Raw genomic sequence first — 14,699 nt, forward strand, 5'->3', positions numbered from 1 at the left:
CCTGCCTTGGAACTGATCCTCGACTCGCTGGGCCTGGCCAAAAGCGCAGAATTGTTGTCGCTCAGCCCTCCGGGGTGGGGCGGCAACCTTCTGCGGGGCCTGGCCAATTCGCTACAGATCGCCTTTGGGGCGTTCGGGTTCGGATTGGTGATCGGGCTGTTTGGCGCGTCGGGCAAACTCTATGGCGGGGTGGTCGTTCGTGATCTCCTCGCCATTTACACGACGGTGATCCGGGCGGTGCCCGAGTTGGTGTTGATCCTGATCCTTTATTACGTTGGCACGGACCTGATCAATCAGGCCTCCAGCGCGTTGGGATATGGCCGCGTTGAAATCAGCGGGGTGGTGGCCGGGATCTGGGTCTTGGGCATCGTCCAGGGGGCTTATGCGACCGAGGTGCTGCGCGGTGCCATTCAAGCGATTCCGCATGGGCAGATCGAGGCCGCGCGGGCCTTTGGTATGCCGCCCTTTATGCTGATGCGCCGGGTGACAATCCCGGCGATGATGTCTTTTGCCACGCCCGGACTGGCCAACCTTTGGCTGATCGCCACCAAGGACACCGCGCTTCTGGCCATTGTGGGCTTTAGCGAGTTGACGTTGGAGACGCGACAGGCGGCGTCCAGCACCCGCGCCTATTTCACCTTTTTTCTGGCGGCAGGCGCACTTTACATGATCGTGACCCTGTTTTCCGGCGCGATCTTTGCGCGGATCGAAAAATGGGCGCGCCGTGGTCAGCCCTCGTTGCGGGGGGCGGGAAAATGACGGGATGGCGCAGCCTGATGCAGCCGCACAGAATTGTGCTGATGGCACTGTTTGCCGGGTTGGTGATCTGGTGCGCGGTTTCGCTGCGCTGGGACTGGATCCCGGAGTACGCACCGTTGGCCGTTGAAGGCGCGTGGCGGACGATCTGGATCCTGGTCGTGACCACCGTTGCCGGATTTCTTCTGGCCATCCCCTTGGGCCTCGCGCAGGCGGTTGGGCCATGGTATCTGTCCGCGCCCGCCAAGACCTTTTGCACCATCATTCGCGGAACACCGCTTCTGTTGCAAATCTGGCTGCTTTATTACGGGTTGGGGTCGCTGTTCCCGCAAATCCCGTGGATCCGTGGCAGCGAGCTGTGGCCTTATCTGCGTCAGGCCTGGCCCTATGCGGTGCTGGCGCTGACCCTGTCTTACGCAGGCTATGAAGGCGAGGTGATGCGCGGCGCGTTTGCGGGCGTCAACAAGGGGCAGTTGGAAGCCGCCAACGCCTTCGGGATGCCGCGTTTCACCATGTTTCGTCGGATCTGGCTGCCGCAGGCGATCCGCAATGTCCTGCCCACATTGGGCGGAGAGACCATCCTGCAACTGAAAGCCACGCCACTGGTCGCAACGATCACGGTGGTCGAGATTTATTCAGTCTCGTCCCGTGTGCGGTCGGACACGTTCATCGTTTACGAGCCTTTGCTGCTGCTGGCGGTGTTTTACATGATCATCGCCGGGATCATCGCGCTGTTGTTTCGGCGGTTCGAACTCAAGACCGGCAGTCGGGCTTAGACGCGGATTGCAGCCAGTGCTTCCAAGGCATTGTCCAAAACTTCAGCGTTGTTGGCGTCCATCATCATCATGTGGCTGTTGCCGGGTGTAAACGCGGACACACCAAGGAAACGCACAGTCTCCGCAGCCTGCGCAAACCGTTCCCAGCCGCGCGCGCGTGTCTGCCAGTCCGGGTTGGTATCAAGGAAATCACCGGCGCAGATCACGATGGGTTGCTTGGATGCGTGGTCCGCGTCACCCGGCAGGCTGGAGGGTTCAATCGCGATGATCCCCTCGAACAGGTCCGGGGCCGTGGACCGCGCGTCAAATGTGACCTCGGCCCCCTGGCTATGGCAGATGACCATCGCCGGACCTGTCCGGTTCAACACCGCCAGAAGGGCTGCGGATTGAAGCGAGGTGGTGCCCAACCAGCGCGGCACGAAGCACCGGGCGAATGCTTCGAACTGGTTCACCGGAAAAAGCTGTCCGGGGAAGGGGGTGCGCGTGGCAAAGCCGCTGGGGGGACCGATGCGGAACAAGGTCCACGCCTCGTCCAGACTGCGCAGGAAGGGATCGCCCTCCCACAGTCCCGGTGCAAACCCCGCGCGTCCCCGTTCGACATTGTCGACCACATGCACCTCGTATCCGCGCGCAAGCAGCAGGTGCAGCCATCCCGGTCGCCCGTCCGGCGTGGTCTCCCAACAACTGCCCGACAGGCCGCCACCATGGACCAGCACCACCGGCGGGCCGGGGCAGCGGTCTTGTGGCACGAAATACTGAACATAGGCGTGTTCGACGGCGAAATATCCGCGCGGATCGACGGTGAAGGACACGCTGCGGGTAAACTGCACCTCGCGCGGGGTGCCTTCGGTCACGTGCCGCAGACGCCCGCCCACGGTGTAAGAGCCGAAATCTTTCAGGGCGTAGCTCACGGTGCGGTCCTTGGGATGTGCCAAGCGCCGCGCCACCATGATCGGGGGCGCGGCCCGTCGGGTCAGTTGAGGTCGGTCAGATCCTGATATTCGCGATAATCGGCTGCATAGGCGCGGTAGCTGTCGATCACCCGCTTGAACATCTCGTCCTCGGCGGATTTCTCGGCATAGACCTCGTCGGCAGCAGCGCGCAGAGCATCCATCACGCTGTCTGGCAGGCGTGCGACATTCACACCATTGGCGCGGAAGCCCTCCAACACCTCGCTTTGCGCGCCAGCGGCGGACCCCAGTGCATACAGGTTGGCATCGGCACAGGACACTTCGATTGCGGTGCGCTGGCTGTCGGTCAACCCATCCCATTTATCCTTGTTCATGTAAAACTCGATAAAGCCCGCCGGTTGGTGCCAGCCGGGGAAATAATAGTTCTTCGCCACCTTGTCGAAGCCCAGAAGTTTATCGACCAGCGGGAAACTTAACTCGGTCGCGTCCAGCCGTCCGGTTTCCAGTGATGTGGAAATCTCACCGGTGGGCAGGGACATGGCATTGGCCCCCAGTTTGGCCAGGATGTCGCCGCCCAGCCCGCCGATGCGGATGTTCAGCCCTTGCAGGTCTTCGGGTGTGTTGATCTCTTTCGTGTACCAGCCGCCCGCTTCGGACAGGATCACGCCGCAGGCCATGGGCACGAGGTTGTAGGGGGCATAAATCTCGCGCCACAGCTCAAGCCCGCCGCCATGCTGCAACCAGCTGATATAGGACAGCGGATCGCCCCCGAATGGCACCGACCCGAACAGCGCGGCGGCTGGTTCCTTGCCGCTGGCGTAGGCGGCAAACGACCAGCCTGCATCAATTGCGCCGACGCTGACATTGTCGAAAATCTCGAACGGCGGAGACATCTCACCGGCCAGAAGATACTTGAACTCGACCTCGCCTCCGGTCAGGGCCGAGACATTCGCCACGAACCGTTTGGCGGTCGGGTCCAGCACTGGCAAGCCGCCAAAGGCGCTTTGCAGGTTGAATGTCTCGGCCGTTGCGCTTGATGCGACAAGGGTGGCGACGGTGGCCAGCATGTAGGTCGTTTTCATAAGGGTCCTCCCATTAATATGACGTCAGGCCGGTGATCAAACCGGGAAACAGGATCAGCAGCACCAGCACCAGCACCTGCAATGCGATGAAGGGCAGGACGCCGCGATAGATTTGCGGTGTCGTCAACGCCTCGCCCGCCGCGCCGCGCAGATAGAACAGCGAAAAGCCAAACGGCGGGGTCAGAAACGAGGTTTGCAGGTTTACAGCGACCAAAATACCGAACCAGATCAGAAGTGTATCGCCCGTCAGCCCATTACCGAAATCCAGCCCCGCCACGATGGGCGCAAAGATGGGCATGAGGATAAGCGTTATTTCCAGCCAGTCCAGCACGAAGCCCAGAAGGAAGATCGCGGCCATCACCACTGCCAGAACCGTGTAGGGTCCGGTGCCGAAGGCGGTGATGCCCGCTTCGACCAGATCATCACCGCCGATGCCTTTGAACACGGCGGAAAAGCAGGTGGCGCCAATCATCACGAACAGCACAACTGAAGTGGTGGTGACGGTGCGGCTGGCGGCCTCCATCAGCATGGCGAAGCTGAACTTGCGGTATAGCACGGTGATCAGGACCGCGCCGAATGCGCCAAGGCCGCTGGCCTCGGTCGGGGTGGCCAGCCCCGCGACGATCGAGCCGAGGACCGATATGACCAGCCCCAGAAGCGGCGCGAGGTCAAAGATCAGACGCAGCAATGAGATGCGGGTCTGCCGGGGTTGCGCGGGCAACCCCCGCGCGCGCCAGATGATGTAGGCGCCATAGGCCAGCACCAGCAAAAGACCCGGCCCGATGGCCCCAGCAAACATGTCAGGCACCGGGGTTTGCAACTGGTCGCCCAGCACGATCAGCATGACCGAGGGTGGGATCAGGATGGCCAATGTGCCGGATGCCGCGATCAACCCCGCCGAGGTTGGCTTGTCATAGCCGACTTCCTCTAACCGGGGCAGGGCGAGCAGGGCCAACAGCACAACCGACGCGCCGACAATGCCGGATGAGGCCGCCAGCAAGACCCCGATCACGAGGACCGAAAACCCCATACCTGCCGCACTGCCGCCCAAGGCCCGCTGCGCGGCCTTCAGCGAGCGTTCGGCGGCGCCCGAAATTTCCAGGATCAGCCCCATGAAGATGAACATAGGCACCGCGACCAGTAGCCAGTTGGACAGGACATTGGCGTAAATCCGGCTGATCAGCAGGTTGAAATAGGCAATCGGCAGGTCGGACAGAAGGATGAACAACGCGGCGGACCCTGCCAGCACCATGCCGACGCGATAACCGGCGAAGATCGCCGTCAGGGTCAGACCCGCCATCGCGAGGGGCAGAAAACTGTCGATCATCTGCTGGCCCGGATCAGGCGGATGGTTTCGATCAGGATCGCCACGGCCAACAGCGTCAATCCGAGCGGCAGCACCGCCTTGATCAGCCAAAGGTCGTTCAACCCGCCATTGCGCCCACCTTCATCCGATGCCCATGCGCGCATCATGAAGGACCATGCGGCGGGAAGCCCCAAGGCGAAGAACGGCACTGCGAAGATCAGGTTGCCCACCAGATCAATGCGCGCTTTCGTCCGGTTGCTGCGGTTTTGGTACAGGAAATCCACCCGCACATGCTTGTTTGCCTGCCAGACAAGCCCGGCGGGGATCAGCCCTATGATGACCAGCAGATGCCATTGGATATCGAGCAGAGAGTTCAGCGTGATGGCCTTTCCCAACAGGGGCACGGCCCTCATGAAGCTCAGGATCGGGTTGATGTCGAATGTGCTGAACACCACCTGCACAACAATCCCGCTCATCATCGCGATCAACGCGATGGCCAAGGCCTTCATCATGGCTGACTTCAGACGTTCCAACAGGCTCCCCCCAACTTGGGTCACAGGGAACGATAAATTTTCAGAAGGCGCAATGCCAGCCTGCGGAACTGTTGGGTCGAATGGAGCAGGCGTACCGAGAGAGCGTCACAATTATAGAACAGGCAGCGCAATAAGGGGCTGTCAATGATCCACCTCAGTTTGACCTGCGCTGGCGCGTGCAAATTTCACTGTGGCACAGCACCTTCCGCAACCTTTGGGCGCGCGGCATGGGCAAGTGTGCGCTTCTCGGATGGGGGTCCCATGAAAGTGAAAGAATATCTTAAGATTGAAAGCGCGACGCATATCAGCCGCTCCGAGGTCGGGCGGCTGGGAACCGCCATCATCTTCGTTGTCGGGGTGATGATCTATACCGGTGCGCGGTTTGCGCATGTGGATCAGCTTTACCTGTTGGTCGCTGCCGCCGTTATCGGTGCTTACATGGCGATGAATATCGGTGCCAATGACGTGGCCAACAATGTCGGCCCCGCCGTCGGCTCTTTTGCGCTGAGCCTGACGGGCGCAATCGTGATCGCGGCACTGTTTGAAGCCGCAGGCGCCATCATCGCGGGCGGAGACGTGGTTTCGACCGTGAAGAAAGGCATTATCGACCCCGCCGACGTGCCCGACCCGGATGTCTTTATCTGGGTAATGATGGGGGCTTTGATCGGGGCTGCCCTTTGGCTGAATGCCGCCACATGGTTGGGCGCGCCGGTGTCGACCACCCATGCCATCGTGGGCGGCGTGATGGGTGCGGGGATCGCTGCGGTGGGCTGGGATGTCGTCAACTGGGATTCGATGGGCAAAATCGCCCTGAGCTGGGTGATCTCACCCGTGACCGGGGGCGTCATCGCCGCATTGTTTCTGTATGCGCTGAAAAAGATGATCTTTTTCAAACCGCAACCTGTGGAAGCCGCTCGAAAAGTTGTTCCTTTCATGATCGGTATCATGGCCTGGGCCTTCACCACCTATATCGCGCTGAAAGGGATCAAGAGCCTGATCAAGATCGACTTCACCAACGCCATTCTGATCGGATTGGTCGTGGGGTTGGTTGCTATCGTTGTTGTTCGCCCGATGATCAACAAGGTCGCACCCACGCTGCCAGACACACGCGAGGGGGTGAACAAACTTTTTACCACGCCGCTGATCATCTCGGCAGCTCTTCTGAGCTTTGCACATGGCGCAAATGATGTGGCGAATGCCGTCGGCCCGCTGGCCGGAGTGGTCGATGCTCTGACAAATACGCAAGGCGGTGCGTCCAAGGTGGCGATCCCGCTTTGGGTGATGGTGATCGGTGCGCTTGGAATCTCGGTCGGTCTGGCATTGTTTGGGCCGAAGCTGATCCGCACCGTTGGGTCAGAGATCACCGAACTGGATCGGTCGCGTGCCTTTTGTATTGCGCTCGCTGCTGCCATCACAGTGATCATCGCCAGCCAACTTGGGATGCCGATCAGCTCGACCCATGTGGCGTTGGGAGCTGTTTTCGGCGTCGGCTTTTTGCGCGAATTTCTGGAAACCCGGATGAGCAAAGTGGTCGAGGAGGTGTTGATCCAACACCGGGGCGAACAGGATTTCGCCACCGTCGAACAGGTGCTGATGTCTTTTCAGAACGCACCGCCTGAGGACAAGTTGCGTATTCTGGAAAAGCTGAAGAAAATGGGGCCAGATGCGGTGATTGACGCCGCCGAACGCAAGATGCTTCAAAAGGCGTTGAAGCGCCAATTGGTGCACCGCGCATCGCTTTTGAAGATCGTGTCGGCATGGATCATTACCGTGCCGGTTTCTGCGGTGCTTGCGGCCATGTTCTATTTCGTGCTGCGCGGCATGATGCTGCCATAGGAGTGGGCACCTCAAGATGATGAAGAAATCCCTTTTGCCGGTCATCCTTTTGGTGCTTGGCTTTGGCTTTTGGCTTAGCCGCGATTTTCAAGAGATCGCCGCCGGCGTCGCGATCTTCCTGTTCGGCATGTTGATGCTGGAAGACGGCTTCAAGCTGTTCAGCGGCGGCTTTTTGGAAACCGTGCTTGAAAAGACAACAGGCTCGGTCGCCAAATCCATGGGGTTTGGCATCCTGTCGACCACGATCATGCAATCCAGTTCGCTGGTGTCGGTGATCACCATCTCGTTTCTGTCCGCTGGCCTGATTTCGCTGATTGCAGGGGTCGGGATCATCTTTGGTGCCAATATCGGCACCACAACGGGGGCGTGGCTGGTGGCGGGCTTCGGGCTGAAAGTGAACATCGCGTCCTATGCGTTGCCAATGTTGGCCATCGCCATTGTGCTGGTGTTCCAGAAAAACAAGTATCTGCGCGGCGCAGGGTTGGTCCTTGCCGGGCTGGGGTTCCTGTTTCTGGGCATTCACTACATGAAAGAGGGGTTCGAGTCGTTCAAAGACCAGTTCGACCTGACCCGATTTGCCATGACCGGGCTTCTGGGGCTGCTGGTTTATACGCTGGTCGGGGCAGCGGCGACCGTGGTCATGCAGTCCAGCCACGCCACGATGACGCTGATCATTACCGCGCTGGCGGCAGGGCAGATTTCCTATGAGAACGCGCTGGCGCTTGCAATCGGGGCCAATATCGGCACCACCATCACTGCGATTATCGGATCTTTCACGGCGAATTATCAGGGCAAACGCCTGGCTCTGGCTCATCTGATCTTCAACCTCGTGACTGCGGGGGTTGCGCTGGTGTTCATTGGGCCAATCCGTCAGAGCGTCGATCTCGTCTCGGCCGGAGTTGGTATAGCGGACACGGATTTCGCCCTGAAACTGGCGGTATTCCATACGATCTTCAACACGCTGGGGGTCGTGTTGATGCTGCCGCTTTTGAACCGTTTGATCCGCTTTCTGGAACGTGTGATCACGCCGCCAGAGGAAGACTTGAGCCAGCCCAAATATCTGTCCGAAGCGGTGGACGAATTTCCGCAGACCGTCGAGGTCGCCATGCGGCGCGAGGTCAAACACCTTTATGACAACGCCGTGGAATTGATCTTGCACGGGCTAAACCTGCACCGCGATGAGGTGTTTGCCTCGAAAGACATCGCCGCAACCGTTCGAGCCAGTCGCAAACCGGTCGAATTTGACATCGACGAACGGTATGAGGCGCGGGTCAAGACGCTCTATTCCGCGATTGTCGAGTTCGCCACGCGCATCGGGTCAAAGGACATGCCGGCGGATGTGATGGATGACATCTATACGCTGCGGGATGTGGCTGGGCGGATCGTCCGGGCCGTAAAGGCGGTCAAGCATTTGCGTCGCAACGTCAACCGCTACACGGTGCGCCGGCAGGGGGCCGCGACCGATCTCTATAACCAGCTTCGCACCGAAATCGCGCGCATCCTTGTCGAAATTCGACAACTGGATCTGGCAGACCCCGACGACCGCTCAAGCCTGTGGCTGGATCAGGAGAGGATGCAAGTAGAAACCGACGGACGCGAGACAAACACACGGATCGAGGCATTGATCCGCCAACGCGAGCTGGATGCGTCGGTCGCGACTTCGTTTCTGAACGATTCCAGCTATGCCTATTCGGCGATGCGCGATCTGCTTGGGGCCGCGCGGGCGTATTATATTGAAAGCGAGGACGCCATGGCCGAGGTCGAACGCATTCTCGCGCTTGATGATGACGAACTGATGGCCATCGTCCGGGACGCGATCAACGACAAACAGAAGGATATGGCGCAATGATTATAGATGGCAGTTACAGGCCCAGACCCATTGGGCCATATCATGTGCTGTCGCAACCAGGGGGCCACCATGGGACTTGAAAATAGCGTTGAGAAACTCGACAAATATTACGCTCGGCTTGAGCAAGGGAAGGCGCAGAAGATCAAGCCATCCCATGTCGACAAGATATTGTCGAAACTTGAGGCGAAAGCCCGATTGCTTCAGGCAGAACTTGATGAGACGACGAAGTCATCGAAAAAAGAACGGCTGGCGACAAAACTCGATATGGTGCGCGAGCAGCAGAAGCGCGCGCGCTGGCTGAAAGACAAGATCGGCGATGCCTGAGGGCATTATCTGACGTCTGGCCAACTCCGTGCTGATCGCGTGGGGCCGTCCGGGTCAGCGCATTTTGTAGGGCGCAAGACTGGCCGAGAAGACCTCGATAAACTCAAGCGAGATCATTGAGGGCTGTTTCAGCGTCGGACGCACCAGCGATAACCGATGCGGAATGGCGGGCGTGAAAGGGCGATGATCCAGGCCCTGACCCACATATTTTGCCGCATCCAACGCGCTGACAACCGAGACACCGATCCCTTGGCAAACCATCTCGCAGGCGGCGGTGAACTGTCGCGATTCCACCAGTGAATTTATGGTGGTGTTGGCTTTCTGAAAGGCTTCGTTCAGATCGCGAAAAAATGTGCTGTCTCGGCGTGTGTGGATCAGGTTTTCATCGGCCAGATCGCTTGGGCCGATCTGTTTGAGTGCTGCCAGTCGGTGCCCTGTCGGAAATACGCAGACGGTGCGGATGTCGATATTTTCACTTTCGACGGCGGGATGTCCTTCGAACCCGTCAGTGATGCCGAAATCATACTGTTCACCCACCATCCATTCCAGAATGCGTTCAGGGCGGTCCGGTTCCAGCGTGACGCTGACACCGGGGCGGTCGCGCAGGAATGCCGCCACGACGCCGGGCAGGTGGCTGGTCGCAAAACCGGGCAGGCAGGCAATGCGCAGATGCCCGGCCTTCTTTTCGGTGATGTTCTGGCTGGCTTCCGAGATTTGGTGCATCATTTCAAGCACCCGCCGGATGTCGGGCAGCAGAAACCGGACTTCCTGGGTCGGCACCAGTCGCCCGTCACGACGATTGAACAGGTCGAAGCCCAGAACCTCGCGCAGATCGGACAGAAGGCGACTCACCGCAGGTTGGCTGATGCCCAGTTCCAGCGCGCCGCGTGTCATGGAACCGTGATGTGTGACCGCCATAAGGGCCTCTAACTGGCGCAGGCGCAGCGAATGTGACATGCGATCTTCCTTCCGGGACAGGGGCAGCGTAGCAGTATAATGCTGTGTTATAAAACTGTTACATCAAATATTCTTGCATTATGCCATGTGGGATGTAACCCTTTTGCCAGACACGCGGTTCGGGTCGGGCAACTCGGCTGATCTGACTGCGTGCCACACCTGGGAAACGCACCGCAGCTGGTGCAAGGGAGGATGAAGTGAAAAAGCTCGTGTTTGGCGCAATTGCTGCCGCAACCACCGCGATGTCCCCAATCGGGGCCTCCGCGCAAACCGAAATTCAATTCTGGCACGCCTTTACCGGACGTCTTGGCGAGCTTGTGGCCGCGCAGGTCGAGGAGTTCAACGCAAGCCAGAGCGATTACAAAGTCGTCGCCAGCCACAAAGGTAACTATTCCGAGACGTTGAATGCCGGCATCGCGGCGTTCCGCGCTGGTGAACAACCTCATGTTCTGATGGTGTTCGAGGTTGGCACGGCGACCATGATGGCCGCCGAGGGCGCCATCAAGCCAGTCTATGAAGTAATGGCCGAAAGCGGGGCCGAATTTGACCCCGACGCCTATATCGGTGCTGTGAAAGGTTACTACACCACCACTGACGGTCAGATGCTATCGTTGCCGTTCAACTCGTCAACGCCCGTTCTGTGGGTGAACCGTGACGCGATGGAAGCGGCTGGTGTGGACCCTGACACAGACCTGTCCACGTGGCAAAACGTGGATTCGGTGCTTGAGCAACTTAAAGCGGGCGGTGAAGATTGCCCGCTGGTTACGGCTTGGCAAAGCTGGATCCATCTTGAAAACTTCTCGGCCTATCACGACGTGCCGTTTGCGACCAGGGATAACGGTTTCGCCGGGCTGGACACCGAGCTTGCGCTGAACGGCGAAGCTCAGGTGGCGCATTTGGCGAAGATGGGCGAATGGGCCAAGGATGGAGAGTTCGTCTATACCGGTCGCCGCAACGAAGGCGGTGCAAACTTCCGCGCCGGTGAGTGCGCATTGTTCACCGAAAGCTCGGCCGGTTACGCAGGCATCAAGGCCGAGGCAGAGTTTGCCTTCGACGTGCGTCCGCTGCCCTATTGGGAAGGTGTCGGAAATGCACCGCAGAACACCATCATCGGTGGTGCATCGCTTTGGGTCATGGAGGGCCACGAAGCCGAGGAATACAAGGGCGTGGGTGAATTCCTGTCCTTCCTGTCCTCGACCCCGGTTCAGGCAAAATGGCACCAGGATACCGGTTATCTGCCGATCACGGTTGCCGCTGGCGAAGCCACGAAAGAAGCTGGGTTCTATGAAGAAAACCCCGGCACCGATGTGGCCGTCAAACAGATGACAGCCAACCAGCCGACCGCCAATTCCAAAGGCATCCGTCTGGGATCGTTTGACCAGATCCGCGGCATCATCGACGAAGAGCTGGAAGGCATCTGGGCCGGTGACAAGACCGCGCAAGAGGCGATGGACAGTGCCAAGGAACGCGGCGACGCGCTGCTGCGCCGGTTCGAGCAAGCCAATATGTAAACCACGCATCAAAAGGGCGGGCCATCACGGCCCGTCTTTTCCGTTCCGGGGGATATGATGGAAAAACGCGTCACCTTTCGCGGCTGGCTTTTGCCCCTGTGCCTGATCGCGCCGCAGGTCATCATCTCGGCGGTGTTTTTCTTTTATCCGGCGGGGCAGGCAATCTGGCAGTCGCTGTTCATACCCGACCCGTTCGGGCTGTCGATGCAATATGTGGGTCTGGGCAATTTCGAATACCTGCTGTCGGACAGGTTTTATCGCGCGTCATTTGTGACGACGGGAATATTCTCGATCCTTGTGACCCTCGCCTCGATGATCCCGGCGTTGTTTCTGGCGGTGCTAGCGGATCGGTTGATCAAAGGGTCGGGCGTCTATCGCACGCTTCTGATCTGGCCCTACGCGGTCGCGCCTGCCGTGGCCGGTGTGCTGTGGCTCTTTATGTTCAACACCCGCGTGGGCGTCGTGTCTTGGTATCTGGGGCAGTTGGGATATGACTGGAACCATGTGCTGAATGGCAGCGAGGCGATGGGGCTGGTCGTCGTCGCCTCGGCCTGGGGGCGGATAAGTTATAACTTCCTGTTTTTCTTTGCCGCCCTGCAAGCCGTGCCCCGTTCGGTGATTGAAGCCGCAGCGATTGACGGCGCCCGTTTCTGGCGGCGCTTTTTCACCATCGTCTTGCCGCTTCTGTCGCCCACCACTTTTTTCCTCTTGGTGGTCAACGTGGTCTATTCCTTTTTCGAGACGTTCGGCGTGATCCACACCATCACCTCGGGTGGGCCGCAGCAATCGACGACGATCCTTGTCTATAAAGTCTTTTCGGACGGGTTCGTCGGCCAGGATCTCGGGTCAAGCTCGGCGCAGTCGGTGATCCTTCTGATCGTGGTCGGGCTGCTGACTGTGCTTCAGTTCAAGTTCGTCGAAAAAAGGGTGCACTACTGATGGCCCGCGACATACATGGCATGGTCGAAAAACGCGGGGTGGGGCTGTGGCTGACCCATCTGTTGATGATACTTGGCGTGTTGGTCATCTTCTTCCCGATCTGGCTGGCCTTCGTCGCTTCGACCGTCTCGCAACCCGAAATCGTGCGCCCCCCCATGCCGCTTTGGCCCGGCGATCAGTTCTTTGAAAACTACAAGGCGGCGCTGTTGTCGGGCGTGAATGTGCCGGTCGCGACGATGCTGTTCAACTCGCTGGTCATGGCGGTAGGGATCGCCGTGGGCAAGATCGTGATCTCGCTTCTGTCCGCCTTCGCCATCGTCTATTTTCGCTTTCCCGGCCGAACGTTCTTTTTCTGGATGATCTTCCTGACCCTGATGCTGCCGGTCGAGGTGCGGATCGTGCCGACCTACGAGGTCGTGGCGGGGTTCGGGATGCTGAACAGCTATTCCGGGCTGATCTTCCCGCTGATTGCGTCGGCGACGGCAACCTTCCTGTTTCGCCAGTTTTTCCTGACCATTCCCGATGAACTGGCCGAGGCCGCGCGCGTCGACGGTGCCCGCCCGATGCGGTTTTTCTGGGACATCGTCGTGCCGATGAGCCGCACGAACGTGGCTGCCCTGTTCGTGATCCTGTTCATCTATGGCTGGAACCAATACCTTTGGCCGCTGCTGATCACCACCGACCCGGAAATGAACACCATCGTCATGGGCATCAAGCAGATGTTCCCATCAGGCGATGATGTGGCGGATTGGCCGGTGATCATGGCGACCTCGATCCTTGCGATGGTCCCGCCGGTGATTGTCGTTGTGTCGATGCAGAAACTGTTCATCCGCGGCCTAGTAGATAGCGAGAAGTGATCCATGGCGACTGTCACGCTGAAAGATATCAAGAAAAGTTTCGGGTCCACCGATGTGATCCACGGCATCAGTGCGGAAATCGCCGATGGCGAGTTCATCGTGATTGTCGGCCCGTCGGGTTGTGGCAAGTCCACGCTGTTGCGCATGGTGGCGGGGCTTGAGACGGTCACCTCCGGCGAGGTGTTGATCGGGGGCGAACGCGCCAACGAGAAAGAGCCGATGGACCGCGATATCGCGATGGTGTTTCAAAACTACGCGCTTTATCCGCATATGTCGGTGGCGCAGAATATGGGCTATGGGCTGAAGATCGCCGGGCTGCCGAAGGACGAGATTTCGCGTAAGGTGCGTGAGGCGGCCGAGTTGTTGCAGCTAGAGGCGCTGCTGGATCGTCGCCCCAAGCAATTGTCAGGCGGTCAGCGTCAACGTGTGGCCATGGGCCGCGCCATTGTCCGCGAACCGGCTGTGTTCCTGTTTGACGAGCCGCTGTCGAACCTCGACGCCAAACTGCGCGTCCAGATGCGGTTGGAGATCAAGGAGCTGCAATCCAAACTGGGCATCACCGCGCTTTACGTGACCCATGATCAGGTCGAAGCCATGACCATGGCAGATCGTATGATTGTCATGAATGGTGGAGTGGCTGAACAGATCGGCACCCCGCTTGAGGTTTATGAAACGCCCCGAACGCTGTTCGCCGCGCAGTTTATCGGCAGTCCTGCGATGAACATTCTGGACGCAGAAGTGGTGGGCGGTGGGGTGCGGCTGGGCGATGCCATTGTTGTCAAGACCGACCATCAGGATGGTGCCGTGAAACTCGGCATCCGCCCCGAACACCTTGCGCCGGATGACAACGGCCCGCTTGCGCTGGCGGTGCAATTGTCCGAGCCGCTGGGGGCCAACACTTTACTGCATGGTCATCTTGAAGGCACAGGGGTCGCGTTTACCGCAAGCCTTCCCGGCGTGCATTTGACTCAAAACAAGGGGCAGGTGATGCGCCTGTCGGTTTTGCCCGACCATGCGCATCTGTTCGACCCCAAGACCCAGCTTCGGATCGACATGTAGGGC

Annotated in this window: 14 protein-coding genes; 9 read left to right on the plus strand and 5 right to left on the minus strand. The window is 59.2% G+C overall.

Features of this window, described 5'->3' with window-relative positions; all coding sequences use genetic code 11:
* Positions 1 to 6 precede the first annotated feature (6 nt).
* Positions 7 to 759: an ABC transporter permease gene (locus BMY55_RS07665; RefSeq protein ID WP_091429631.1), complete on the plus strand. Its 753-nt coding sequence runs from the start codon at positions 7 to 9 to the stop codon at positions 757 to 759.
* Positions 756 to 1,532: an ABC transporter permease gene (locus BMY55_RS07670; RefSeq protein WP_091429632.1), complete on the plus strand. Its 777-nt coding sequence runs from the start codon at positions 756 to 758 to the stop codon at positions 1,530 to 1,532. Before BMY55_RS07665 ends, BMY55_RS07670 begins: the two co-directional genes overlap by 4 nt.
* Here the strand turns inward: BMY55_RS07670 and BMY55_RS07675 are convergent.
* The 4 genes from BMY55_RS07675 to BMY55_RS07690 all read right to left on the minus strand — a co-directional run bounded on the left by BMY55_RS07675 (position 1,529) and on the right by BMY55_RS07690 (position 5,364).
* A complete protein-coding gene (locus BMY55_RS07675) occupies positions 1,529 to 2,443 on the minus strand; it encodes an alpha/beta hydrolase family protein (protein ID WP_143064305.1) in 915 nt (304 codons plus the stop codon). The two genes, BMY55_RS07670 and BMY55_RS07675, sit on opposite strands and share 4 nt — an antisense overlap.
* 62 nt (positions 2,444 to 2,505) lie before the next feature.
* A complete protein-coding gene (locus BMY55_RS07680; RefSeq protein ID WP_091429635.1) occupies positions 2,506 to 3,525 on the minus strand; it encodes a TRAP transporter substrate-binding protein in 1,020 nt (339 codons plus the stop codon).
* Between the two features lie 13 nt (positions 3,526 to 3,538).
* Complete coding sequence (locus BMY55_RS07685) at positions 3,539 to 4,852, minus strand: TRAP transporter large permease (RefSeq protein ID WP_245744679.1); 1,314 nt, start codon at positions 4,850 to 4,852, stop codon at positions 3,539 to 3,541.
* Positions 4,849 to 5,364, minus strand: a complete 516-nt coding sequence (locus BMY55_RS07690; protein ID WP_091429637.1) for a TRAP transporter small permease subunit — start codon at positions 5,362 to 5,364, stop codon at positions 4,849 to 4,851. The genes BMY55_RS07685 and BMY55_RS07690 overlap by 4 nt, the downstream gene beginning before the upstream one ends.
* Before the next feature lie 261 nt (positions 5,365 to 5,625).
* Here BMY55_RS07690 and BMY55_RS07695 point away from each other — a divergent pair, with 261 nt between their 5' ends.
* From BMY55_RS07695 to BMY55_RS07705, 3 genes are all read left to right on the plus strand, one after another.
* Complete coding sequence (locus tag BMY55_RS07695) at positions 5,626 to 7,200, plus strand: inorganic phosphate transporter (RefSeq protein WP_091429638.1); 1,575 nt, start codon at positions 5,626 to 5,628, stop codon at positions 7,198 to 7,200.
* A gap of 16 nt (positions 7,201 to 7,216) precedes the next feature.
* A complete protein-coding gene (locus BMY55_RS07700; RefSeq protein ID WP_245744680.1) occupies positions 7,217 to 9,049 on the plus strand; it encodes a Na/Pi cotransporter family protein in 1,833 nt (610 codons plus the stop codon).
* A gap of 69 nt (positions 9,050 to 9,118) precedes the next feature.
* Positions 9,119 to 9,373, plus strand: a complete 255-nt coding sequence (locus BMY55_RS07705; RefSeq protein ID WP_143064306.1) for a hypothetical protein — start codon at positions 9,119 to 9,121, stop codon at positions 9,371 to 9,373.
* A gap of 54 nt (positions 9,374 to 9,427) precedes the next feature.
* Here BMY55_RS07705 and BMY55_RS07710 read toward each other — a convergent pair whose 3' ends face one another.
* Positions 9,428 to 10,330, minus strand: a complete 903-nt coding sequence (locus BMY55_RS07710) for a LysR substrate-binding domain-containing protein (protein WP_091429642.1) — start codon at positions 10,328 to 10,330, stop codon at positions 9,428 to 9,430.
* 242 nt (positions 10,331 to 10,572) lie between these two features.
* Between BMY55_RS07710 and ugpB the strand changes: the two genes are divergently transcribed.
* Genes ugpB through ugpC form a run of 4 tightly spaced genes read left to right on the plus strand, consistent with a single transcriptional unit; the run spans position 10,573 to position 14,696 of the window.
* Complete coding sequence (gene ugpB, locus BMY55_RS07715) at positions 10,573 to 11,841, plus strand: sn-glycerol-3-phosphate ABC transporter substrate-binding protein UgpB (protein WP_407639074.1); 1,269 nt, start codon at positions 10,573 to 10,575, stop codon at positions 11,839 to 11,841.
* 57 nt (positions 11,842 to 11,898) lie between these two features.
* A complete protein-coding gene (gene ugpA / locus BMY55_RS07720) occupies positions 11,899 to 12,780 on the plus strand; it encodes a sn-glycerol-3-phosphate ABC transporter permease UgpA (protein ID WP_091432181.1) in 882 nt (293 codons plus the stop codon).
* Between the two features lie 20 nt (positions 12,781 to 12,800).
* On the plus strand, positions 12,801 to 13,637 hold the full coding sequence (gene ugpE, locus BMY55_RS07725) for a sn-glycerol-3-phosphate ABC transporter permease UgpE (RefSeq protein WP_091432182.1): 837 nt from the start codon (positions 12,801 to 12,803) through the stop codon (positions 13,635 to 13,637).
* Positions 13,638 to 13,640: 3 nt separating this feature from the next.
* Positions 13,641 to 14,696, plus strand: coding sequence for a sn-glycerol-3-phosphate ABC transporter ATP-binding protein UgpC (ugpC, locus tag BMY55_RS07730; RefSeq protein ID WP_091429646.1), 1,056 nt, complete (start codon positions 13,641 to 13,643; stop codon positions 14,694 to 14,696).
* Positions 14,697 to 14,699 lie beyond the last annotated feature (3 nt).

Source organism: Aliiroseovarius sediminilitoris, from assembly GCF_900109955.1.
In the GTDB taxonomy this organism is placed as follows: Bacteria; Pseudomonadota; Alphaproteobacteria; order Rhodobacterales; family Rhodobacteraceae; genus Aliiroseovarius; species Aliiroseovarius sediminilitoris.

What these genes read in the sequence shown, in the direction of transcription:
- BMY55_RS07700 (WP_245744680.1), top strand. Translation starts at nt 7,217, where the DNA reads ATGATGAAGAAATCCCTTTTGCCGGTCATCCTTTTGGTGCTTGGCTTT.
- ugpE (WP_091432182.1), top strand. Translation starts at nt 12,801, where the DNA reads ATGGTCGAAAAACGCGGGGTGGGGCTGTGGCTGACCCATCTGTTGATG.
- ugpB (WP_407639074.1), top strand. Translation starts at nt 10,573, where the DNA reads ATGTCCCCAATCGGGGCCTCCGCGCAAACCGAAATTCAATTCTGGCAC.
- BMY55_RS07680 (WP_091429635.1), bottom strand. Translation starts at nt 3,525, where the DNA reads ATGAAAACGACCTACATGCTGGCCACCGTCGCCACCCTTGTCGCATCA.
- BMY55_RS07710 (WP_091429642.1), bottom strand. Translation starts at nt 10,330, where the DNA reads ATGTCACATTCGCTGCGCCTGCGCCAGTTAGAGGCCCTTATGGCGGTC.
- ugpC (WP_091429646.1), top strand. Translation starts at nt 13,641, where the DNA reads ATGGCGACTGTCACGCTGAAAGATATCAAGAAAAGTTTCGGGTCCACC.
- BMY55_RS07685 (WP_245744679.1), bottom strand. Translation starts at nt 4,852, where the DNA reads ATGATCGACAGTTTTCTGCCCCTCGCGATGGCGGGTCTGACCCTGACG.
- ugpA (WP_091432181.1), top strand. Translation starts at nt 11,899, where the DNA reads ATGGAAAAACGCGTCACCTTTCGCGGCTGGCTTTTGCCCCTGTGCCTG.
- BMY55_RS07705 (WP_143064306.1), top strand. Translation starts at nt 9,119, where the DNA reads ATGGGACTTGAAAATAGCGTTGAGAAACTCGACAAATATTACGCTCGG.
- BMY55_RS07695 (WP_091429638.1), top strand. Translation starts at nt 5,626, where the DNA reads ATGAAAGTGAAAGAATATCTTAAGATTGAAAGCGCGACGCATATCAGC.
- BMY55_RS07670 (WP_091429632.1), top strand. Translation starts at nt 756, where the DNA reads ATGACGGGATGGCGCAGCCTGATGCAGCCGCACAGAATTGTGCTGATG.